General features: G+C 60.3%; 17 protein-coding genes and 1 tRNA gene. 6 read left to right on the top strand and 12 right to left on the bottom strand.

Going from position 1 to position 23712, the window contains the following annotated elements; translation table 11 throughout:
- Positions 1-56 precede the first annotated feature (56 nt).
- Positions 57-2429: a T9SS type A sorting domain-containing protein gene (locus tag IPJ76_12130; protein ID QQR85356.1), complete on the bottom strand. Its 2373-nt coding sequence runs from the start codon at positions 2427-2429 to the stop codon at positions 57-59.
- Positions 2430-2629: 200 nt separating this feature from the next.
- On the opposite strand from IPJ76_12130, the gene IPJ76_12125 reads away from it, so the two are divergent.
- The 4 genes from IPJ76_12125 to IPJ76_12110 all read left to right on the top strand — a co-directional run bounded on the left by IPJ76_12125 (position 2630) and on the right by IPJ76_12110 (position 7293).
- Positions 2630-3379 (top strand): glycosyltransferase family 2 protein, encoded by a 750-nt coding sequence (locus tag IPJ76_12125; GenBank protein ID QQR85355.1) that lies wholly within the window; start codon positions 2630-2632, stop codon positions 3377-3379.
- 3 nt (positions 3380-3382) lie between these two features.
- Positions 3383-5038: a glycosyltransferase family 39 protein gene (locus tag IPJ76_12120; protein ID QQR85354.1), complete on the top strand. Its 1656-nt coding sequence runs from the start codon at positions 3383-3385 to the stop codon at positions 5036-5038.
- Positions 5035-6198 carry a PLP-dependent transferase gene (locus IPJ76_12115; GenBank protein ID QQR85353.1) on the top strand — a complete coding sequence of 388 codons (1164 nt, stop codon included), beginning with the start codon at positions 5035-5037 and terminating at the stop codon, positions 6196-6198. Before IPJ76_12120 ends, IPJ76_12115 begins: the two co-directional genes overlap by 4 nt.
- A gap of 87 nt (positions 6199-6285) precedes the next feature.
- Complete coding sequence (locus IPJ76_12110; protein QQR85352.1) at positions 6286-7293, top strand: DUF4118 domain-containing protein; 1008 nt, start codon at positions 6286-6288, stop codon at positions 7291-7293.
- A 119-nt stretch (positions 7294-7412) separates the two neighbouring features.
- Here IPJ76_12110 and IPJ76_12105 read toward each other — a convergent pair whose 3' ends face one another.
- Positions 7413-9827, bottom strand: a complete 2415-nt coding sequence (locus tag IPJ76_12105; protein QQR85351.1) for a TonB-dependent receptor — start codon at positions 9825-9827, stop codon at positions 7413-7415.
- 92 nt (positions 9828-9919) lie between these two features.
- Positions 9920-10447 carry a hypothetical protein gene (locus IPJ76_12100; protein ID QQR85350.1) on the bottom strand — a complete coding sequence of 176 codons (528 nt, stop codon included), beginning with the start codon at positions 10445-10447 and terminating at the stop codon, positions 9920-9922.
- A 196-nt stretch (positions 10448-10643) separates the two neighbouring features.
- Here IPJ76_12100 and IPJ76_12095 point away from each other — a divergent pair, with 196 nt between their 5' ends.
- Positions 10644-12710, top strand: coding sequence for a T9SS type A sorting domain-containing protein (locus tag IPJ76_12095; GenBank protein ID QQR85349.1), 2067 nt, complete (start codon positions 10644-10646; stop codon positions 12708-12710).
- A gap of 21 nt (positions 12711-12731) precedes the next feature.
- Here the strand turns inward: IPJ76_12095 and IPJ76_12090 are convergent, their stop codons facing one another.
- The 3 genes from IPJ76_12090 to era all read right to left on the bottom strand — a co-directional run bounded on the left by IPJ76_12090 (position 12732) and on the right by era (position 17063).
- Positions 12732-14777: a hypothetical protein gene (locus tag IPJ76_12090; protein ID QQR85348.1), complete on the bottom strand. Its 2046-nt coding sequence runs from the start codon at positions 14775-14777 to the stop codon at positions 12732-12734.
- Between the two features lie 106 nt (positions 14778-14883).
- On the bottom strand, positions 14884-16188 hold the full coding sequence (gene der, locus IPJ76_12085) for a ribosome biogenesis GTPase Der (GenBank protein QQR85347.1): 1305 nt from the start codon (positions 16186-16188) through the stop codon (positions 14884-14886).
- On the bottom strand, positions 16185-17063 hold the full coding sequence (gene era / locus IPJ76_12080) for a GTPase Era (GenBank protein QQR85346.1): 879 nt from the start codon (positions 17061-17063) through the stop codon (positions 16185-16187). Before era ends, der begins: the two co-directional genes overlap by 4 nt.
- A gap of 75 nt (positions 17064-17138) precedes the next feature.
- On the opposite strand from era, the gene IPJ76_12075 reads away from it, so the two are divergent.
- A tRNA-Met gene (locus tag IPJ76_12075) sits at positions 17139-17211 on the top strand.
- 52 nt (positions 17212-17263) lie between these two features.
- Here the strand turns inward: IPJ76_12075 and gldM are convergent.
- The 6 genes from gldM to gldN (IPJ76_12045) all read right to left on the bottom strand — a co-directional run bounded on the left by gldM (position 17264) and on the right by gldN (IPJ76_12045) (position 23696).
- Positions 17264-18934 (bottom strand): gliding motility protein GldM, encoded by a 1671-nt coding sequence (gene gldM, locus IPJ76_12070; GenBank protein QQR85345.1) that lies wholly within the window; start codon positions 18932-18934, stop codon positions 17264-17266.
- A gap of 52 nt (positions 18935-18986) precedes the next feature.
- A complete protein-coding gene (locus IPJ76_12065; GenBank protein QQR85344.1) occupies positions 18987-20915 on the bottom strand; it encodes an ABC-F family ATP-binding cassette domain-containing protein in 1929 nt (642 codons plus the stop codon).
- A 79-nt stretch (positions 20916-20994) separates the two neighbouring features.
- Complete coding sequence (gene gldN / locus IPJ76_12060; protein ID QQR85343.1) at positions 20995-21834, bottom strand: gliding motility protein GldN; 840 nt, start codon at positions 21832-21834, stop codon at positions 20995-20997.
- Between the two features lie 45 nt (positions 21835-21879).
- Positions 21880-22308 carry a gliding motility protein GldN gene (gene gldN / locus IPJ76_12055; protein QQR85342.1) on the bottom strand — a complete coding sequence of 143 codons (429 nt, stop codon included), beginning with the start codon at positions 22306-22308 and terminating at the stop codon, positions 21880-21882.
- Positions 22309-22342: 34 nt separating this feature from the next.
- Complete coding sequence (locus IPJ76_12050) at positions 22343-22726, bottom strand: hypothetical protein (protein QQR85341.1); 384 nt, start codon at positions 22724-22726, stop codon at positions 22343-22345.
- 115 nt (positions 22727-22841) lie between these two features.
- On the bottom strand, positions 22842-23696 hold the full coding sequence (gldN, locus tag IPJ76_12045) for a gliding motility protein GldN (protein ID QQR85340.1): 855 nt from the start codon (positions 23694-23696) through the stop codon (positions 22842-22844).
- Between the last annotated feature and the right edge of the window lie 16 nt (positions 23697-23712).

The following is a 23712-nucleotide window of genomic DNA, read 5'->3' as shown; positions in this document are numbered from 1 at the left end:
GTCCCCGGCAACGGTGGTGCATGGTGCGGCGGTTTGTACAGATAGGGCCGACACTTCTAGGGCTTAGCGACGATCACCTTCGCGATCCATCGCGAACCGGTCGAGCTTATCGAGGTAACGTACAGCCCGCTCGGCAACGCAGGAGGCAACTGCATCGCTGCGTTCAGCAGGCCGTTTGCCACAGGCAGAACCTGTGCAGCGATCAAGCGGCCCGACATGTCGTGCAGTTGCGCGTCCAAGCTCGCTGTCTCGGTGGGCAAGCCATCCAAGCTCATCCACAGTTCGCCACCGGGGTTGGGGTTAGGGCCAATGGAGAGCACGCCGGTGGTGGGAACGACTGTTGCGGTGGAATACTGGATCGACTTAGCGAACATGCCCCCGTTCGTGTAGGCCACCACAACCCCTCCTTGCTTATCGGTTGCAAGCCAATGAGGACCATTGAAATCGGAGAAGCTCGTTGCGAAGCGTCCGCTTCCCAGTTGCTGCCACGATCCACCGACCCGGCGCTTGACCACCGGGCTTCCGTTCACCACGCCACCGACGAGGATCTCATTCGCTGCACCTATCGCAAGGCAGACCGCATCCATCTCAACGTCGCCACCTGCACCTATCCTCTGCCAGGACGCCCCGCTCCATCGATAGAGCGTGCCGTTGGAGGCCAGGATCGGCTTGTCCGCGGTGTCCACGACCAGGTCCTGGAAAAACGGCCAGCCCGCCTCGGGCACACCCGGTAGTATGTTCCACTCCATGCCGTCCCAACGTACCACCCGCGAGCCGTCTGATGTGGCCTTGTCGTAGCCGACCACTGGATACCCATCCGAATCCAAGGCCATGCTCATGCCGTGCTGCCCGTACCCGGCAGGGAACTGCCCGACCGCATTCCATGACGTGCCATCCCAGCGCACCACATATATGCTGTAGAAGTCTTCGAAGCCGATGGAGAACTTAAGTGCGAGCACGGGCTGCCCACTGGCTGTGAGGCTCATGCTTATCCCGGCCGGTACCGCCCCAGTGAAACCCACAGGACCAATGGCTGCCCACGTGCTACCATCCCAGCGCATCACCGTAGCTCCGCCGTTGGCCTGATCGGCGAAGGCCACCACCGGAAAGCCCATTGGGTCAAGGGCGACAGCTTGATGTCCTGCAGAGCCTGCTGATATACCGGCAGCCCCTATCACTTCCCATGCACTACCGTTCCAACGCTGCACCGTGGTGCGGTTGTCGAGCGACATGTCAGTGTAGGCGACAACAACTTGGGCCGTATCCATGGCCAGGCCGGGGTAATACGCGCCCGTGGCCGAGAACCCCCGTTCGCCCACATCCAGCCATTCAGAACCGTTCCACCGCTGCACCAATGCCCGCATGCCGAGCCCCCAGGATTCGCATGCAACCGTGATGTCCCCATTGGGGCTCAACGCCATGACGGCATCTCGCGGAGAGAGCCGCGGGTCCATTGTGCAGAGCACTTGCCATGCGGAGCCGTCCCAACGTCTGATGCTCGTTCCACCATCATCCGGATCATTGTAAAGGATCACAGGCCTGCCTTCTCCATCCATTGAGATCCTCGGGTTGAAGATGTCGCCCACGGAGAAACCGGCAGGCCCCACGAATTCCCATTCGGTGCCGTTCCAGCGCACTACCGTTGCCCTGCTCCCGTAAACGGTATGTGCCAGGATCACAATGGGATGTCCATCGGCTTGCACGGCAAGTCCGAGCCCGTAAAAGATGCCGGCACCAAGGTCGATCGGTGGTAGCGTTTCCCAAATCGCACCGGTCCAGCGCTGCACCCTTCTTAGATGAACGCCAGTGGTCGTCCTGTAGCACACAATGGGATTGCCCGATGCGTCCAAGGCCAGAGCAAGCTCGGATGCATCCGTATCCGAGAAATCGTCTTCGCCAATGGTCTCCCACACGGCTCCCGTCCATCGCTTAACGACCACATGCCTGTCCAGCGCTTCGTCGATGTAGGCCACGACGAAAGTCCCGTTCACATCCTTCGCGAGCCCAACAGCCGCGATCTCGCCCGATGAAAATCCATCGCTACCAACAGGTGCCCACAACGATCCGTTCCACCGCCTCACGCAAATGCGCCCCGTTGCGTCGCTACCGGCCATCACCGGGTTGCCGACCTCATCGAGGACCAGTCCGGTCAGGAGTGAACCACTGGGAAAGAAACCGTTCGACCCGAGTGCGTTCCAGCTTGTGCCGTCCCAACGCCTTACCCGGAACACACCCCCTGCGCCATGGTCTGTGCAGCCCACCACCGGATAGCCGTTGGCATCGAGCACCAACTTCGGATAGGATACCTTGCCAATGGAGGGCCAATTCCAATCGTTCGGACCCAGATCGGCCCAATCCTGCGCCCCTAGTCGATGACCGGTGCATAGCATGACCAGTAGCACGACGATCGACAAAATACGTGCGCTCATAGCAGGGGTTTGCTAGGTGTAGGACGCGATGGGCGAGTGTTCCGCTGGCTGTGTGAAACTACCGTTTCCGCACCTTATACGCCATCCTCGACTTGTCTCCGCTTTCCCCGCTAGGTTGCCCAAGTGGCACTTCGCCTTGCCATACCACAGGCCCGGCCTCTAAAACCCTGTTCGCCCTTGGGGCCCATCTTTGCCGCCCGATGTACAACGGCCAGAAAGTGATCGTGGTGCTGCCCGCTTACCGCGCGGCGCTCACACTGAAGCAGACCTACGACGAGATCCCCTTCGACCTGGTGGACGAGGTGGTGCTGGTGGACGATAAAAGTCCCGACAACACCGTGGAGGTAGCCCGGCAACTGGGCATAAAGCACGTGGTGGAGCACCAGAAGAACCGCGGTTACGGCGGCAACCAGAAGAGCTGCTACGACAAGGCCAAGGAGCTCGGCGGCGACATTGTGGTGATGTTGCACCCCGATTACCAGTACACGCCCAAGCTGCTGGCCAGCATGATCACGCTCATCGGCAATGGCGTTTACCCGGTCGTGTTCGGTTCGCGCATCCTGGGCGGCGGCGCGCTCAAGGGCGGCATGCCGCTATACAAGTACATCTTCAACCGCATGCTCACCTTCGGGCAGAACGTGCTCATGGGCGAGAAGCTGAGCGAGTACCACACCGGCTACCGCGCCTTCAACCGCGCCGTGCTCGATGCCTGCCCGTACCACGAGTGCTCCGATGATTTCGTGTTCGACAACCAGATGATCGCGCAGATCTTCTGGCACCGCTTCGAGATCGCCGAGATCACCTGCCCCACCAAGTACTTCGACGAGGCCAGCAGCATCAACTTCAGCCGCAGCATGACCTATGGTCTGGGCGTGGTGCACACCAGCTGGCGCTACTTCCTGGCCCGCACCGGGCTCATGGGCTGGCCTTTGCTCGGCAAACGCTCCTGAGCCATGGCCAACTGGAGCAATGCGCGCATCCAGTGGCTCATAGCGCTCGGCGCCCTTCTGCTGTTCGTGCCCGGCCTCGGCGCGGTGCACCTCTTCGATTGGGACGAGATCAACTTCGCCGAGATCGCCCGCGAGATGGTGGCCAGCGGCGATTGGTGGCGGCCGCAAATGGCTTTCGAGCCCTTCCACGAGAAGCCACCCCTCTTCATCTGGATGCAGGCCGCGTGCATGAGCGTCTTCGGTATCGACGAGTTCGCTGCGCGCCTGCCCAACGCGATCTGTGGTGCAGTGACTTTGGTCGTGTTGTTCCGGATCGGTGCGCGTGAGCGCGGCCGCACCTTCGGGTTGCTGTGGGTGCTGGCCTACGTGGGCTCCATCCTGCCGCACCTCTACTTCCACAGCGGCATCATCGACCCGTGGTTCAACCTCTTCATCTTCCTGTCGCTGTATGCGATCATCCGTTGCGTGCGCGAGCGTTCATCGGTGCAGGCCCTGCTCAGCGGCGCGCTGCTGGGCCTGGCCACCATGACCAAGGGCCCGGCGGCCATCATCATCCTGGGCCTTACCGTGGGTGTGTACTGGGCCGCCAACCGCTTCCGCATGTTCTTCGCGTGGAAGCATGTTGCGCTGCTCCTGGCCGCGCTGGTAGTGGTCACCGGCCTCTGGTTCGGCATCGACTACTTGCGTAACGGACCGGCCTTCAGCGCGGCCTTCTTCCAGCGCCAGGTGGAACTCTTCACACAGGAGGATGCGGGCCACGGTGGCTTCGTCGGCTACCACTTCGTGGTGCTGCTGCTCGGCTGTTTCCCGGCGTCGCTTTTCGCTTTGCAGGAACTGTTGAAGCCCACACGCGACGAGCACCATGACTTCCGCCGCTGGATGCTGGTGCTGTTCTGGGTGGTGCTGATCCTCTTCAGCATCGTCAGCACCAAGATCGTGCACTACAGCAGCCTGTGCTACTTCCCGCTGACCTTCCTGGCCGCGCTTCAGTTGGAGCGCGTGTGGGAGAAGCGCGAGGGCTTCGGCTGGACGCGCTTCGCATTGGGTATCCTGGGCAACATCGTGGCAGTGGTTGTCATCGTGCTGCCGTTCGCCGCTATGCACATCGAACGCTTCAAGCCGTTGTTCGCCGCCGACCCGTTCGCACTCGGCAACCTGGAGGCCGATGTGCATTGGACAGGTCTCGAAGCGTTGGCCGGCCTTGTCCTATTCGGCTCGCTCACCGCAGCTCATTTCCTGCACCAGCGCGCGCGGTACCGGCAGAGCATCCTTGTCACGTTCGGCGGCGTGGTGGTGTTCATATGGGCCACGCTGTTCTTCTTCATCAACAACATTGAAGGTTATTCGCAACGCGCGGCCGTGGAGTTCTTCCAAGGCCATACGGAAGGCTTTTCGGTAAGCAGGATCGACAAGCTCCCCAAGAGCCATCCAGGCGAACCGTGCTGGCTGCTGACGAAGGGCTACAAGAGCTACGTGCCCGAGTTCTACGGCCGCATCAAGGAAGCGCAACCACCGGAGGACGTCCTCTACCACGGTGCTATCGAAAGGCCGGTGTACCTCTCGTGCAAGGTGACGCATGTGCACGAAGTGGAAGCCATCGGCACCTTCACGGAAGTCGCGCGCAAGAACGGGTTCGTGTTTTACATACGACGTCCATGACCGACGACCTCTCCTACCTGCTCACCCACCTGGGCGAAGACCGCGAACGCGGCTACAACGCTGTGGTGCCGCCCATCGTGCAGAGCGGCAACTTCACCTACCCCTCGGTGGCGGCCATGCACCACGCTGTGCAGAACGAGCTGGAGCAGCCTGTGTACACGCGCGGCGCGAACCCAACCGTTGCCATTGTGCGGCAAAAACTCGCCGTATTGGAACACGCTGAGGATGCTTTGCTCTTCAGCAGCGGCGCTGGGGCCATCGCTGCAGCGATCATCTCCTTCACCAAGGCGGGCGACCATGTGGTGTGCGTGCACAAGCCTTACACCTGGACCAAGAAGCTGCTGAGCGAACTGCTCGACCGGTTCGGGGTGGAAACAACGTACGTGGACGGTACGGATGCCGAGAACTACCGCCGCGCCTGCAAGCCGAACACCTCCTTCTTCGTCACCGAAAGCCCGAACTCATTCACGTTCGAACTGCAGGACCTGCGGGCAGTGGCAGCCATCGCCAAGGAGCGTGGCATCGTCACCCTGTGCGACAACAGCTACAACAGCCCCTTGTTCCAGAACCCCTTCGACCTGGGCATCGACTTGGTGGCACACAGCGGGACCAAGTACTTGAACGGCCACAGCGATGTGGTGTGCGGCGTGCTCGCCGGAACCAAAGCCCACATGCGGCAGGTGATGAGCAAGGAATTCATGACCCTGGGCGCAGTGCCCAGCCCGCACGATGCATGGCTGCTGATGCGCGGGCTGCGGACCCTCGAGCTGCGCGTGCACCGCAGCGCCGACAATGCGGAGAAAATCGCGCGGTTCCTGGAAGCACATCCGAAGGTGAAGCGCGTGTATTGGCCCTTCCTGGAAAGTCACCCGCAGCATGCGCTGGCCAAACAACAGATGAAGCGCTGCGGCGGCCTGATGACCATCGAACTCAATGCAGCGGACGAGGCGGCTGTCGAACGCTTCTGCAACAACCTGAAGCGCTTCCTGATGGCCGTGAGCTGGGGCGGCTACGAAAGCCTGCAATGGCCGGTTTGCGCTGCAAAGGGACCGGACGGCTACCCGCGTGGCCTATCGTTCAACATGGTGCGGCTGTACGTGGGTATCGAGGATCCGGAGGCGCTCATCGATGACCTTCGCCTGTCCCTTGAGACGGTGTAATACCAGTTGGTCCACGGCCGAAATGACGCGGCGATCATGCTGTCACCGTGTTGCGTGCGCCTTGCTCCTTTCGCATCTTCGCGCGGAATGCTGGCCGAAGATCGAACCCGACGCAGTTATGCCATCGCCCTCATTGCCGTGGTCATGTCCGCCGTGATGCGCGGGCTGCTGGACCCGGTGATGGGGGAAGGCATGCCGTACTACGTTTTCTATTTCGCGGTGATGGTGGCCACCACCTTCGGCGGTATCGGCCCGGGTTTGTTCTCCATCGTGGCGAGCTACCTGGTGGCCACGTTCTTCTTCGCGCCACCGCGCCTGTCCCTCGACCTGTCAGGTATGAAGGATGCCATCGGTGCGTTCCGTTTCCTCACGGTCGGTACCGCGCTGGTGCTGCTGGGCGGTTGGGGCCGCATACGCCTGCTGAAATGGAGGGCGGAAGCGGCAGAGCGCAAGCACAACGAACTGGAAGCGCTGCGCGAGCTTGAACGCACGAATACCGCGCTCGCTGCTTTGGGCGACGGTCTCATCATCACCGACACGGCCGGGCGGGTGACGTTCATGAACGAAGTGGCGGAGCAGATAACCGGCAGAACAACCTCTGCAGTGCATGGCATGGAAGTGGAGGATCTGCTGCCGTTGGTGAACCTGCACACGTGCATGCCGCTGCCCAACCCGGCCGCTGAGGCTTTGCGCACCGGGGCCAAGGTGACCCTGCCGGAACACACGTCTTTGGTGGGGACAAAGGGCAAGGAACGGTTGATCAGCATCCATGCTGAACCCATCAGGGACCACGGACAACGCATCACAGGTGCCGTGGTCCTGTTCAGGGAGCGAACTCCCCGCGCACGGCAGCTGTCCATTGAGGATGTTGCGCTCTTCCCGGCCAGCGCCGCACAAGCCCGGCTCTCTTCCGAATCCGAGATGGCGCTCTTGGAAGAACTCCGCGCGTGGCTGACCACTGAATGGCGTTCAGGCCTGAGCAACGTGCGCTACCTGACCTTGCACGGATTGCAGCTTACCGTGCGCGGCGAGGAAGTCGCGGAACTGCCCGAAGGCGGTGTGCGCATGCGCTTCCGTGTGAGCTACCAGGGCTGAGGACTGAAAACGAAAAGCACCCCAGCAGCCTGTTGGAGCGGCTGTGGGGTGCCTTCGTTGCGGGGCCACGTCAACAACCCCGCGGATGATGCATCAGTTCCTCTGCATGATCAGAAGAACTAGAAGTTGGCGCGCAACGCAACGATGACGTTGCGACCAGCAGCGCTGATGCCTGAGCTATAGGGACGATAGAGTTCATCGGTGATGTTCTCAACACCGGCCGAGAACAACAAGCCTTTGGTGATCCGGTAGCTACCCTTCAGGTTGATGGTGTACCAGCTCGGCGCATACGGGTTGCCGTTGGCATCCACCGCATAGATGGGTGTCTTGTCCTGCTCGCTCGGAGGCAGTTCGTCGAAGTCGAACCCATCGCTGAACTGTGCATAGGCATGCAGGCGGAGCTTCTTGCGCTCCCACGAGAGACCAGCCTGACCGAACGGAGGCGGAGAGTGGCGCAGCGGCACATCGTCCACATTGTTGTCGTCCTGTTCCACACCGTGCTGGTAATTGTAACGCACGTCCACTCCGAAGCCGCCACCAAGCTTGGCATCAATGGCTAGCACGAAGCCGTACACCGTTGCTTTCGCGGCGTTCTGGATGGCGTTCACCTCGCTCAGATCACCTTCGTACATGATGCTGTCCTCGCCATTGATCAGGTACGGACGGCGCACCATGGCATTGTCCAGGATGCTGTAGAACCCGGTGACCCCGGCCCGCACGCGCTGCGCGATCACCTTCTCGATCCCCAGTTCTGCGTTGTAGGCATACTCGGGCGCCAGGTCGGGGTTCGGCACGATCACCAGACCGGGTGCGCTATCGAACACCTTGCCGATGTCGTCAACGTTGGGCGCACGGAAGCCCGTGCTCAGATCAAGGGAGATCTTCCAGTCGGTGCCCGGGCGGTAAGCAAACCCCAGATTGCCCGTGAGCGCACTGCTGCTGAGGCTGGTGCTGGTGGCGGGGTACGGAAAGAGCGTCGTATCGAACTCACACTCCAGCGCTGCCCAGCTGAAACGGGCCCCGGCGGAAACGGTGAAGCGTTCCGACAGGTCGTGCATGGCACCCAAGTACACCGAGCCGGTGTTCCAGGTGGATCCGTTGGGATAACGGGAATTGATGATCTCCTCTTCCCGGGTATCGAGGTGCACACGCTTGCCGGTGCTTTCCACATCGTTCATCACCAGTTCGGCGCCATAGAACAGTTGTGTGCCCGAGCCCAGCTCCTTCTCCAGATCAAGGTTCACCCACGTGCCGGTGACGTGCTCCGTCTGCGTGCGCAAACGGCGGTTGCCGAAGTTCCGATCATTGCGGCTCTCGGTGTAGTCCTGCATGCTAAGGATCAAGCGAGCGGTGCTCCATGGGCCCTTCTCCGCTGTGTGCGTGAAGCGCAGGTTGTACATCATCCACTCCTGCGGGCCGTAGTACCACTCTGCCGAGCGCGGTGCTCCATTGCGCAGTTCGATGAGGCGATCATAGCGCGGCACATCACTCGTGGTGCTGTAGTAAACGTTCGCCCCGATCTCCAATGACTTCACCGGCTTCCAGGCCAGCTTGGCCATGAACGCCATGTTGTCGTACCCGCTCTGCTCCTGTAGTTCGGGGTCGGTGTTCACCACCTGGCTGTCCACACCATTGATGGTCTCCGTGTACCAAGGGCGCAGGTAGTCCTTGGGGCCGTTGGTACCGGCGCGCAGGTCACCGAACCGATTGAAGCTTGCACTACCGACGAAAGCGAGCTTGCCTCCTCCAAGGCCCAAGTGCAAGTGACCAGCTTGTTCACCGGCTGCCGTGGCATAGCGTGCCATTGCACCGCCATGGAAAAGCAGGCTGCTGTCGTTGCTGAAACGGGGACGCAGCAGATGGAAGTCCATAACACCGCCGATGGCATCGCTGCCATAGGTCATGGCACCCGGGCCGTGCACCACTTCGGCCCGCTCGATGGCGTTGGCGTCCACGCTGATGATGTTCTGCAGGTTGCCCGCGCGGTAGATCGCATTGTTCATGCGCACGCCGTCCACCACAATGAGAGCCCGGTTGGCCCCAAAACCACGGAGCATGGGACTTCCGCCGCCTTGCTGGCTCTTCTGCATGAACACCTCGCCGCTCTGCTGCAACATGTCCGCGGCGGTACCGGGGTTGTTGAAAGCGATGTCCTTCGGACGGATCACTGTGATCTGGTCCGGAACGCGGGAGTCTTCCTGCTCCCAACGGTTGGCGCTGACGACGAATTCATCGAGCGGCCTGCGAAGAGGTTCGAGCTTCACTTGTGGCGTTGCACTTAGCGCCGCGTAGGTGAAGGACATGGTGGAATATGCAGGATGAGCAATGCGGATGCTGTCCGCCGATCGGAAAGCATCGATGGGCGCACGGCCCTTGATATCGGACAGTACGCTGGCACCACCGCGGGTGCCAATGCTCGCGGCTTCAATGGGTTCGCCGGTGCCGGAATCGAGAAGGGTGATGGTCTGGGCATTGACCAACGAAGTGGCCAACGCCGCCGACATGCACAGGAATAGTGTTCTAAAGAGGTTCATTTCGGTGAGTTCAGGTGATAGGAAGCCCAGGTCGCCCGCCCGGAGAGTGCGCGCAACCGCTGTCCTGCTTCCGACAACGGATCAGCTATGTCCTACACCACGCGCGGTGGTGGGAACGGCGGTTCGAACGTCCACAACGGAACGCACGTCAACGACCGGGTTGAACATTGAACCGGCAGGAACGGAACGGTGATCTTGAATGACACCGACTCCGAGCACCACGTTTTGATGGTACTGTAAACAACACCTGTGCGCTTGTCGCCATCGCCCCTGCGGTCCATGGCCTGATCCACCAGCAGTGCGAGGTCCTCGAAGAGCGCCGCTTCCTGTGTATCGTTCATGCAGGAGAGATGGATGTTGCTCGACGCATCTTCCCATCGGTCGATGACATCAAAGAAGCCCTCACCTGTCGTGAATTCCTTGCCGGGCTTGAGCCAGCGTAGGGCATCGTATTGCCGTTGGGTGAACGTGAATACGGTCCGTTCGCCTTGCGGCACACCTGCTTTCAACTTCAGCTTCACCTCACGCTGCACCGCGCTCCGCCGGACATCGAACAAGGCCAATTGGAGGAGTTGGCCCACCAGACCCAACAACAGAAGTATGGCCAGTATCCTGCGCATGCCCGCACAATAATAGTTTTGCACAGCACGCGCTCCTCACTTCGGCACGTCAACGGGTGAGGGTGTGGGCGGCAGTCCGGCGCAACGCCGCACACCTGTCGCCATTCCATCCACAGGTTGGACCGCTCCTCGTTCCCCATTGTGGGGCGCGACGGCATGTTCCTACCTCCGCACCATTCCAAACCCATGACCTGTCATGAAGAAATTGACCCTTCCTCTCCTCGTCGCGATCGTCCTTCGTGGACTGATCGTTCCGGCGGTGGCCCAAAACCCTTTCCAATGCGGAAGCGACCTCATGCGCCAGAGTGCCATCGCCCAGCATCCGGAGATCCTGACCACCGAAGCCGACCTTGAGCGCTTCACCTCGGACTATGCCGAAGCCCATGCGGGCGAGCGCAACGACACGGTGTTCATCATTCCCGTTGTGTTCCATATCCTGCACAACAACGGTCCGGAGAACATCTCCGACGAGCAGGTGCACGACGCCATGCGCATCCTGAACGAGGACTTCCGCAAGCTGAACAGCGACACCACACTGATCGTTCCAGGCTTCCAAGCCATCGCTGCCGATGCTTCCATCGAATTCCGCCTTGCCACCCGCGACCAGTTCGGCTTCTGCACGAACGGGATCGTGCGCGAGCGGACCGTGAAGACCTACCAAGGCAATGACGGCGCAAAGCTCAGCCAATGGCCCCGGGCGAAATACCTCAACATCTGGACCTGTGCGCAGATGGAAAACGGTGTCGCCGGCTATGCCTACTACCCTTCAGCCGTTGAAGCCGGCATCATGGGTTTCGCGGACGGCATCATGATCCTGCACGATTACGTGGGCAGCATGGGAACGAGCAACCCGGGCAGTTCGCGCGCACTAACGCACGAGATCGGCCACTGGCTGAACCTGCAACACCCGTGGGGCAATACCAACGACCCTGGCGTGGCTTGCGGTGATGATGAAGTGGATGATACACCCATTACCAAAGGTTCCGACCTGGTGTGCGACCTGGACCAGGCCATTTGCGACCCGAACATCATTGAGAACGTCCAGAACTACATGGACTACTCCTATTGCTCCAGGATGTACACCGCTGGCCAGGTTTTGCGAATGCAAGCCGCCCTGCACAGTGCAGTATCGAACCGCGAGAACCTTTGGTCGGCGGCGAACCTTGCGGCCACAGGCACCGATGGTATCACCAACCAGGTCTGCCCACCCGTTGCGGACCTGTATCCTGATCGCCGTTATGTCTGCGAAGGCACCTCAGTGAACTTCACCGATAATTCAACGAACGGCGAAGCCACGTCTTGGGCGTGGACATTCCAGGACGGCACCCCATCGACATCCACGGACCAGAACCCTGTGGTCACCTTCGCAGGCAATGGATGGAAGTCGGTATCGCTCACGGTTGCGGGCCCTGGAGGTTCAGGTTCCACCACGCAGGCCTACTCGGTGAACGTGAGCAGCTACGCCGATGTGGTCGGCCTGCTCTCACAGCCGTTCGATCAGTTGAACAATTGGTCGTGGGAGAATCCCGAGGGCAACGTCACATCATGGCAGCATGTCACCAACGAAGGCCACTTCGTCAACGGCTGCATGCGCTTGAACAATTCCGACAGCTACATGGACATCAACTTCCTCGGCGATAACGGCGGCGATGAGGATGAACTCATTTCACCGGTGCTGGACATGACGTACATCACCAGCCCAACGCTGAGCTTCTGGACCAAATACACAACGCAGACCACGAACCTGGCGGATGCAACGGAAGAACTGAAGGTGTTCAGCTCAACGAACTGCGGACGCACCTGGACATTGCGGGCCACCTATGATATCCTGGACCTGCTCCTGAGCCAAGGCAGCGGATCGTGGATCGAGCACCAATTGACACTACCATCATCGCTCACCGAGCCTGATGTGCGGCTCAAATTCCAGTTCACGGCGAGCGCGGCATCGGACGACCTCTTCATCGATGACATCAACGTTACAGGAGTTGTGGGTGTGCAAGAGGTGAACGGTATCCCCGTACTGCAAGTCGTTCCCAACCCTGCGAACGAAGCCTTCGATCTGGTCATGGCGGCGGAAGGTGATGTCGATATCCGCATCCTCGCCGCCGACGGTCGCAGCATTTGGCACATGAGCCGCACGGATGCTGCCAACGGGCTCCGCCTTCGCCTGAACAAGGCCGAACTGGGCGGCGCAAGCGGCCTCTACTTGGTTCAAGTTGCCACCGCTCGTGGAACCAGTACACAGCGCTTGATCATGGAATAGAGCTTAGCCCCTCGGGACCGGTCACGGCCCTGCGGCACCATCGCGTTCGTTCGACGCGACCACGGTGAACCGCAGGGCCGTGTTGCTTCCAACGGCGAGCATGAGATGCTCCAATTGACCTGCATCGGCAGGTGGCACATGGCACTGCATCACCCGCAGTTCGCTTGAGAGGCGCACCGTGCGATCGTCCGGCTGTTCGGCGTTCGAGGTGTAAGACACAGCTTCCAACTCCTCCTTGGCGCCCACCACTGTTGCCGTAACCGGCCGATTGAACGAGACCTGAAGTTCGCTCAGATCAAGTCCAGCGAAATCGAACCAATAAGACAAGTCTCGTCCCTCCGCTTTGAACGTGGTGTCGACCACATGGCGCACGAGCTCGCGCAGGTCAACGGTCCACCGCCCATCGCCTTGCGGCACGATGCGCCCCGGCAGCTCGAACGAGACCTTGATGGGCATACGATAGGGCGCTTCCTCCTGCAACCTGCCGAGCTCAACCAACACGTTTCGCGCACCAGGAACGTCCTGCAGCTTGTGGCCGTAGCGCACATTCACGCTGCTGTCCACTGCGCCGTGCAGGTAGGCGCCACGTGTGAGGGTGCTCCACTGCCCGGCCAGCAGGATGTTCGCTTCCACCTTCAACAGCCCTGAGGACAGATCGGCCTCAACCCTGATGTCCGTGCGCCGCTCGTTCACCGCTGCGGTCAATGACGGGATCGGCACGAGTTCCGGTTTGATCGGCTCTTTGGCACCCAATTCGGCATCGCTCCACAACTTGTCCACATCACCCACCAATGCCTGTGTGCCTTCCCAGTAGAAGGGCATTTCGCCCGCGAGCAGACCGTGGCGCGAGCGCTTGGGATACAGGTGCAGCGGTTCGTCGCCATCCCTCAGCAGAAAGGTCCATTCGTTGTTCCACACCGGCGACAACCAATCCAGTGATAATGCTCCGACGCGGCTGTCCATCAGGTAAGCGGTCCAGTATTTCGTCCGCATCATGGCGATGAGCTTGCTGTACAGGTCGTACCGGCTGATCTCGCGCAAACGTCCATCGCGCAGTTGGTCGCCCATGCGCTGGTTCTCGAGGTCCTTGTTGTCGAACCATGCATCATCGAGCTGGAAGAGGAAATCGTTCGCGATGGTGTTGTGCATCCTGCGCATCCTGTCCACCCCACTGGTGCCCGGAAAGCGTTCGATGAAGTCCTTCATGCGCTCCGTCTGCGCGTCGGGCACGTTCTTCAGTGCGACCTGTCTCCACCAGAACGCGTTCGCTTCCCGGCGCCGTATGGCCTGCACCCAGTAAGGCACATCCACCCACAAGCCGCTCCGCGTGCGGTGCGTATTGAACTGCGCATCCTGCAATGTACCGATGACCAGGTGCGGCAATTCCGTGTGCCAGCGTGCCCCCACTTCGTCGGCCACGGGAACCAGCCCGCGCAAGTTCCAATACGTGCTGGTGGTCCCCCTGTGCTCCGAAACGCTATCGGCCGGGATGCCCCAATGCCGGATGCCTTGCGCGCCATCGGCCTCCAGCAGCAGATGGTTCCGGTGTTTGTAGAGAGCACCATGGAAGAAAATGCGTTGTGCGTTGAAACGCCCAGCGTTCTCCAGGAAAGGCACGCTGTACTTCCACTGCACTTCGATGGTATCGCCCGGCTGAACGCCAAGCACGTTCACGCCGTAGCTCCACACCTCATGGAAGCGTTCCCCGTGCTTCACGCGCTGGCGGATGACCCGGCCATCGATGGGTAGAGCACCCGTATCCGCTTGAGCACCCAGCTTGCGGGCACGACAGAACACGACTTCCGTATTGAAGTGGATCGGCCGCGGCAGACTGTCGCGCCGGGCTAACGGCAGGTCCTGATGGTCATAGGGAGGGTCCAGGCTCTCAGGTAGGGAGAACGCAGTGTACCGGCCCACGGCCTCCGCATTCCCGAAGCGGAGCACCTGATGGCGTTCGAAGAACACGGTGATGAACTCGGGCCTGGCCCTGCGGAATGCGATGCGCAGACTGTCGCTGAGCACATCCGCGCCCTCCAAGGCCACCAACGGCGGCGTCGCGGGATCCAATGCCGGCTGGGCACCCCAATCATAACGAACCCGAAGGCAGGACAGGTCGGCACGCTGCGCCGAAACGCATGCAACAAGCAGCACGGCCAAAACCGCGGAACAGCCCCTACTTCTTGCGCAGGAAGATGCGGATGGGAACGCCGGTGAAACGGTAGTGGCCACGTAGCTTGTTCTCAAGGAAGCGCATGTACGGCTCCTTGACGTACTGCGGGAAATTACAGAAGAAGGCGAAGGACGGAACGCGCGTGGGCAGCTGTGTGACGAACTTGATCTTCACGAACTTGCTCTTCACCGCCGGGGGCGGATGGTTGGCGATCTCCTCGAGCATCACCTCGTTGAGTTCGTGCGTGGGTATGCGCCGCATGCGGTCCTGATGCACCTGCATGGCCATCTCCATGGTCTTGTGTATGCGCTGCTTCTCAGTGACGCTTGTGAAGACCACCGGCACATCGGTGAACGGCTGGAGGCGTTGGCGCACCTCGGCCTCGAACTCCTTCATGGTGTTCGTTTCCTTCTCAACGGTGTCCCACTTGTTCACCACCACCACCACGCCCTTCGCGTTCTTGAGGATGATGGAGAAGATGTGGAGGTCCTGCTGTTGCACACCGTCCTTGGCGTCGATCATGAGCAGGCATACATCACTCTCTTCAATGGCGCGCACACTGCGCAGCACACTGTAGAACTCGATGTCCTCCTGCACCTTGGCCTTGCGCCGGATGCCGGCCGTGTCGAGCAGCAGCAAGTCAAATCCGAAGGCGTTGAAGCGCGCGTGCAGCGGATCGCGCGTGGTGCCTGCGACGGGCGTCACGATGTTCTGCTCCCGGCCCAGGAGCGCGTTCACCAAGGAACTCTTGCCCACGTTCGGTTTGCCCACGATGGCGATGCGCGGGACCTCCTCCTCAACGATGTCCTCCTCCTTCGGGAAATCCTTGGTGAGTTCATCGAGCAGCTCACCCGTGCCCATGCCGCTGATGGCGCTCACGCAGTGCACTTCACCAAGCCCAAGCTGGTAGAAATCCGCGGCGTACACCTGCTTGTCGCCGGTATCGACCTTATTGGCGGCAAGGATCACCTGCTTCTTCGCGCGGCGCAGTATATCGGCAATGGCCTGGTCAAGCCCGGTAACACCGCCCATGACGTCAACCATGAAGAGCACGACATCGCTCTCGTCGATCGCCAGGGCGACCTGTCGGCGGATCTCGTTCTCGAACACGTCGTCGCTGCCCGTCACGTAGCCACCGGTGTCGATGACGCTGAACGGTTTGCCGTTCCACTCCGCCTTGCCGTAATGGCGATCGCGCGTGGTGCCGGCCGTTGGATCGGTGATGGCGGCCTTCTGCTCGGTAAGGCGGTTGAAGAGCGTGCTCTTGCCCACGTTGGGGCGGCCCACTATCGCGACGATGCTGCTCATCTGTATCCGTATCGTTTCAGTTTGTTGTCGTCGCTGCGCCAGTCGGGATCGACTTTCACATGGAAGCGCAGGAAGACCTTCCGCCCCAACCACTTCTCCATGGCCTTGCGCGATCCGGTGCCCAAGGTGCGCAGTGCGCTACCACCGGGTCCAATGATGATGCCCTTCTGGCTATCGCGCATCACGATCACATCGGCTTCGATGCGCACCGGATCCTCATCTTCCTTGAACGTAGTAACGACCACCTGCGTACTGTAAGGGATCTCCTGGCGGTAGTGCTGCAACACCTGCTCGCGGATGATCTCGCTTGCGAAGAAGCGCAGGTCGCGGTCGCTCATTTCATCCTTCGGGAAGTACGGGTCGTGCTCCGGCAGCAGATCGATGAGCCCTTGGCGTAGTTCAGGTACATTGAAGCCGTGCAAAGCAGCGATCGGAGAGACATTGGCATTTGGCAACGCGGCCTGCCATGCAGCGATGGCCTCGGCCACTGTGGTTTGATCCCCTGTGTCGATCTTGTTGATGAGGAGCATCATGGGCCCCTTGAAGCGCAGCGCACGCTTCAGCACGGCCTCGCTGTTCTCCGGCTTCTGGCCCAGCTCTGTCATCACCAGCAATACGTCGGCATCCTTGAGCGCTTCATCCACCTCGCGCATCATGCTCGCTTGGAGCGGATACTGCGGATCGAGGATGCCCGGTGTGTCGGAGATGACCAACTGATGGTCATCGCCGTTCAGGATGCCGAGTATCCGGTGGCGCGTGGTCTGTGCCTTGGGGTTCACGATGACCAGTTGCTCGCCCAAGAGAGCGTTCAAGAGCGTGCTCTTGCCCGTATTGGGCAGCCCGATGATGTTGACGTAGCCGGCTTTGTGAGGCATTCCGCGTTCTTTCCGGACAAGCGTTGGCGGAAAAGGTTGGCGAAGATGGGAATTCGTCTAGCTTCGCGCCCACATTGCGGGGTGGAGCAGATGGTAGCTCGTTGGGCTCATAACCCAAAGGTCGTAGGTTCGAGTCCTGCCCCCGCTACGAAGAAAGTCCCGGCCTAGGCCGGGACTTTCGCTTTTCGGAGTGAGGTGGGTCAGCCTGGAATGACACGCAGAGCGATCGCCGCCAGGTTCCGCTCCGGAGAGTCGGGAGCCTTGGTCAAGCGGGCCTTGATCTCCTCGATGTAGATCTGATCGCCGGGCTTTGCCTTTTCAAGAAGCTGTTCCACCTCCGGGCTGAAGGCGTTGCCCCGGTTGACCAGTTCCGTAATGCTGCCAGCCCTCACGAGGACTACCTTGTACCTGGTCACGGTCCACGGCTCGTCGAACGCCGTGCCCTCAAGAACCGCCCTCAGACCTTGCTCCGGCCCCAACTCGCTCTTCTTGACCTTGGTGTCCGTCGATTTACGTTTGAAGCAAACGACAACCGGCGGCGGCAGATCCTTCACCCGGAATTCCACAGGAGGCATCGACTTCTTCGACCCGTCAGCCAATTCAACCGTAACGGACACCAACGCCTTTCCGCCGCTGCCGGGTTTCGCAACCCATCCTTCCCTTGTTCTTATCAGGATTCCGTTGTCAATGCGCGGGCTTACTTTGTCCGCAGCGAAGCCAGGTACACTGATCTCGATGGGGTTCTCCACGTGCCGGTAGAGCACGTTCATTTTGGTAGGGCTCACCACCAATTCGGGCCGAGCTACCTGGAACGACGTGCGGAAACGCTTCTTCTCCTCGCCGTTCACGCCTTTGAAGCGTATGATCCCTTCACGCTCCTGCATTCCGGCCACGCTGCCGGGCAAACGCAACTTGCCCAAGCCATCCCTGCCCACAGGCACCGAGGCTTTCGGGCCGACGACCTCCATGGTGTTCGTGTCGATGTGCGCGCCCTCCAGTGCGAGTTCAATGACCGGTAGATTGCCTGCATCGTAGGCCGCCAGGAACACGTCGGCGCGGAAGCTGTCGCCCACGGTGATGTAATTGCTCTGCGGTATCACCGCGCTCATCAGGTCGGTGAAGGCATGGCTGTCACCGTTAACGCTGCGGTAGAGTGCGCGCACCACGTCGTTCTCGGCGCTGCGGATGTCCGCTTGCAACTTGCTCAACGTGGCAATGCCGGCAACCAGGGGTACTTCGTAGAAGCACAGGCTCTCCCAATTGTTCAGCGTACCGCTGGCGTCCCGGCGGTCGCCCAGGTCGAAGAGCACATCGAGCGACGCGAGCAAGCGGTCGTCCTTCGGTGGCACCATCGTTTTCAGCTCATCACGATAGGCTGACACGCGCTGCTTCAGTTCCTTGGCCGTGTAGGCTCCATCCTTGGGATCGCCCGGTTCACTACCGACGAACAGGTGCGCGAGCGCATCGCGGTCGTCCTTCGCTTCCACTTTCTCCAATGCCATGATGGAGTCGCGACCGTCCCTCGACTTCAACAGCACCTCTCCTCGTTCCAAACCTTCTGCCTCCGCGATCGCTAGCACCTTCATCTCCTCGATGTAGGCCACCAAGGAATCGGCGGCCGCACCCGCCCGGTGCGCGCGTTCCAGCGGAAGCTTGAACTTGGCCGGCACGTTCAATGCGCTGGCTTCGAAGACAGCGTACTCACTGCTGGTGCGCACGTGGTGGGCAAGCTCACTGCGTCCAAGGTCAGCATCGAGCAGCACGAATTGGTCCAGCACTTCCTTGCTGATGTTCATCGCCAGCATGGCGGTGAGCACCAGGTACATCATGTTGATCATCTTCTGCCGTGGCGGCAGTTTCGCGGAGGCCATGGTGATGGTGTTTGTTCACCATCCCAATGCCGAGGCAAGTCGCAGGTAACGTTCAAGCGATCTCGTCGCCCAATTCCTGCAGGCGTGCACCTGCTGCTTCCCATTGCTGCATCTGCTCGGCAATGAGCTTTGCGATCTCGCCCATACGATCGTAACCCTTCTGCACTTCGGCCGCAGGCACACCGTTCTTCATCACGAGCGCTTGAAGGTCTTTCTCCTCCTTCTCGAGCTCCGCCATGCGCACTTCCGAACGTTCAACTTGGTTCAACAAACGACGACGCTCCTTGTCGCGGTCCCGGCGTTCGTTGTAGTCGCTCTTGTCCTTGGCCTCCGCCTTCACCGTTTCGCGCTTCGACGAGGCTCCCATGTCGGCCGCCTGCAACGCCTTGCGCTTCTCGATCAGCTCCAGGATGTCCATGTGCTGGTCGCGGATACGGTAGTCGTCCAGTTCGAGCAGGCGGTTGGTGAGGCCTGTGAGGAAGTCACGATCGTGGCTGACGAGGAGGAAGGTGCCGTCGTAGTTCTTCAGCGCCTCCTTCAGCACGTCCTTGCTCTGGATGTCCAAGTGGTGCGTGGGCTCATCAAGCAGCAGGAAGTTGAGCGGGCGCAGCAGCATGCAGCACAGCGCCAGTCGCGCGCGCTCACCGCCGCTCAGCACGCGCACCGGCTTGTCCACATCGTCCTTGGTGAAGAGGAAGGCGCCCAGCATGGCCCGCACGCGCTTCATGTTGTCCTCGCTGGCCGCGTACTCGGCCGTCTCCATCACGCTCTTCTTCGGGTCCAGCGTATCGGTGGCATCCTGTGCATAGTAGCCCACCACCACATTGTGCCCCATCTTGATCTCGCCGGTGTGGGGTTCCTTGCCCAGGATCATGCGCACCAACGTGCTCTTTCCTGTACCGTTCGCGCCCACCAACGCGAGGTGCTCGCCTTTGGAAACGATCAGCTCGGCATCCCTGAAGATCTCCTTCGGTCCGTAGCTCTTCCCCACGCTCTTCACCTCGCACACGATCTTTCCGCTGGAGGGGGCGGGCGGGAAGCGCACCATCATCCTACGGAGGTCTTCGTCCTCCACTTCGATGCGTTCGAGCTTCTCGAGCTTGGTGATGAGGCTTTGAGCGAAGGCAGCCTTGTCCTTCTTCGCGCGGAACTTGTTGATGAGCTCCTGGGTCTCTTCGATGTATTTCTGCTGCTCAGTGGCGGCCTTCGCTTGCCGCTCGCGCTCCTCTTTGCGCAGCTCCACGAACTTGCTCCAACTGGCCTTGCGATCGATGAGCTTGCCGTTGTACACCTCGATGGTACGCGTGGTCAGGCGATCAAGGAAGGTCTTGTCGTGGCTGATGAGCACGATGGCCGCAGGGTAGGTCTTCAGCAGGTCTTCCAACCACTGGATGGCTGGAAGGTCGAGGTGGTTCGTGGGCTCGTCCAGCAGAAGCAGATCGGGGCGCATGAGCAGTATGCGCGCCAGTTCAGCCCGCATGCGCCATCCACCACTCAGTTCCTTCAACGGGCGGTCCATGTCGTTGCCCACGAAGCCGATACCCTTCAGGATGGTCTCTATCTGTGCATCGTGGTCGGCAGCACCAAGGGCGTTCAACCGCTCGTGCGCGTGGGCCAGCATCTCGGCCAGTTCCATCAGCGCATCGTGGTCGGTGGTCGTCTCAAGTTCCTTCTCAATGCGATCCAGGGAACCCTTGAGCTTCTGCGCTTCCTGGAAGGCTTTCTCAGCGACCTGTCGCGGTGAGAGCTCCAGGTCATGGGTCATCTCCTGTGGCAGATAACCCACGGTCAACTCCTTGGGCCGCCCGATGTTGCCGGTATCGAAGCGCTGCGCCCCTGCCAGGATCTTCAACAAGGTGCTTTTCCCCGCGCCGTTGCGACCCACCAGACCGATGCGATCATCCGTACCGATGAAGAACGAGACCTCATCGAACATGGGCCGCTCGCCGAAGTGGAGCGTGAGATTGGAGACGGTGAGCATGTGGTACATCCCGCATCGCGGGAGCGATGCGGAAAAGGCGCGCGAAAGTAGGCCTTCCAGGCAGAGCGGGACTACCGGGTCACCACTTCCAGAGGTCGTGCTCGTAGGCGAACAGATCATGCTTGATGCGTTCCCCGGCAAGCAGGGCATCCATGCCGGACAAATACGCCGCAGAGCCCCGGTCGTGCACATTGGTCACCTTGTCGATCGTACTGGCGAAGCGGCGCTTGGTGAAGACCTGCTCGAAGGTGATGCGCTGGGCCTCGTTACCGCTGGTGAACACCTCTTGGTTGGCCAGATAGTAACGCAGCTCGGGGTAGTAGAGCCAGAACAGGGGTGCATGACCCAGAATCTCCCCGCTTTCGCTGCGCACTTCGCGCATGGGAGCCAGGCCGATGATGCGGATGTCCACTTTTCCGCGCTGCTTGTCGAAGTGCCAGTCTTCTTTCAGTCGGTACCGGGTGACCTGATCGGAAGTGAGCGACGTTGTGGTCACAACGGAAATCGAACTATCGGGGTTCTCGAGCGACGCGGTCTGTATGGTGTCACTTCGCTCGAGCAGGTTCGTGCGCTCATCGGTGGTCATCACCCTGCGGAAGTCGTCGTCCTGGAGCAGGACACCTGGGTGGTACACGTTCACACCACCGTCACGAACTGCACCCATGATGGCATCAAAGAGGCTCTTTCGTCCATTGGTCGGAACCGTCGGGTAATAAAGAGCCAGGTTCAGCATCTGCCGCAGGTCGATGGTCCTCCACACACGGCGGTGCCACTGCACATCACCTTCGCGCAGATGCACATAGGGGACGGTTCGCCGCGTAGCCGCGTGTTCGCGGATGTATGCACCGTCAAGAACGGTCTGTCCGAATGCCGCCGTGGCGATCACAGCAGCAACGATCAGCGAAAGAGCTCTGCGCATGTCCACCATTTCCCATGAATGGCAGTTCACGCACAAGGTGACCGCTCACCAGTGCCACAGGTCATGCTCGAACTCCATGAGTTCCTGTTTGATGGCGTCACCCTCGAGCAGGGCTTCCACCCCGGTGAGGGTGGTATTGATGCCTCGGTCGTACACCTTGCTGACCTTCGTGATGGTGCTGCTGAACATCCGTTTCATGAAAAAGCCCTCGAACGGGATCCGCTGTGCGTCGTTGTGCGGGTTGAAGGCGTCGAACTGGGCGAACACATAACGGCACTCTGGATAGTAGAGCCAGAAGAGCGGCGCATGGCCGCGCAACTCACCGTCCTCTCCGCGCACTTCCTTCATCGGCGCTATACCGATGATGCGTACGTCAACAACGCCGCGCTGCTTGTCGAAGATCCAATCCTCTTTCAAGCGGTACTGCTTGATGTCGCGACTTTCCAACCGGGCCTCTTGGGATACCGCGAGCATTTCGCCGGTCACGAGGTCTTCGGTCCATGTGGTATCAACCCGAACGAAGATCTCCCTGCAGTTCCTTGGCCGAAAGCGCCTTGGTGAACTCGTCGTCCTGGCCTACCACGCCCACATCGTAAGCCGTGATGCTGCCTTCCATGAGCACGGCCTCCTGGATGACCTCGAACAGGCTCTTCCGGTCGTTGATGGGCTCCACCGGGTAATAGAGCGCGTGGTTCATCTTCTCCCGCAGGTCGATGGTGCGCCACACACGCTTGTGCCAGAGCACGTCGGCTTCGCGAATGTTCGGGTACGGTACAACACGCTTCATACGGTTGTCCGTTCCACCCGGGCTCCCGTCATTCGGGTCCTGGGCCAAAGTCGAGGAGATGCAGAACACTGCAACCGCCGACCTGCCGATGAACCGCTGCCGCATGCACGTAGAACGCCCATGTCGCTCGAAAACGTACCACAACGAAGAACCCCGGCTTGCGGCCGGGGTTCTCGACTCATCGTATCACCCTTCGACTGGCTCAGGGTGACACATTCGGTCACCAGTTCCAGAGATCGTGCTCGAACTCGAAGAGGGCTTGTTTGATCTCCTCCCCTTCAAGCAGTGCATCGATGCCGGTCTTGTAGCTGTTGATCTGGCGGTCGTAGACGTTGGTCCACTTCGTGATCGTGCTGCTGAACTGGCGCTTCATGAAAACGCTCTCGTACGGGATGCGCTGCGCATCGTTCTCCCGATTGTAAACGTCCCAGTTCGCGAACACGTAACGGCACTCGGGATAATACAGCCAGAAGATCGGCGAGTAACCACGGATCTCACCGTCATCGCCGCGCATCTCCTTCATCGGCGCAATGCCGATGATGCGGATGTCGATCTTGCTGCGCTGCTTATCGAAGATCCAATCCTCCTTCAAGCGGTACTGCTTGATGTCGCGGCTTTCCAGCGGGATCTCCTGCACCACCATCACCATCTCATCCGTATCGAGGTCGGGCGTATAACTCGTATCCACACGCAGGAAGATTTCCTTCAGTTCGCTGGCCAAGAGTGCCTTGGTGAACTCATCGTCCTGACCGATAACACCCACGTCATAGGCGGTGATGCTACCGTCCACGAGCAATGCCTGCTTGATGACATCGAAGAGGCTCTTGCGATCGTTGATGGGCTCTATCGGGTAGTAGAGCGTGTGGTTCATCTTCTCCCGCAGGTCGATGGTGCGCCAAACACGGCGGTACCACATCACGTCGGACTCGCGGATGTGCGGGTAAGGCACAACACGCTTGGTCTTCGTGTGCTCCTTGATGTAGGCTCCGTCGAGCACTGTTTGTGCACCGGCGTCCACGGTGGTAAGACCGAGGGCGATCGGGGCAGCGAGCAGGATGTTCTTGAGGGTCCTCATCTTCTGCGGGTTTATG

The organism is Flavobacteriales bacterium, assembly GCA_016699575.1.
In the GTDB taxonomy this organism is placed as follows: Bacteria; Bacteroidota; Bacteroidia; order Flavobacteriales_F; family PHOS-HE28; genus PHOS-HE28.
The sequence above is the reverse complement of the archived record's forward strand: the minus strand, read 5'-3'. Positions and strand labels throughout refer to the sequence as shown.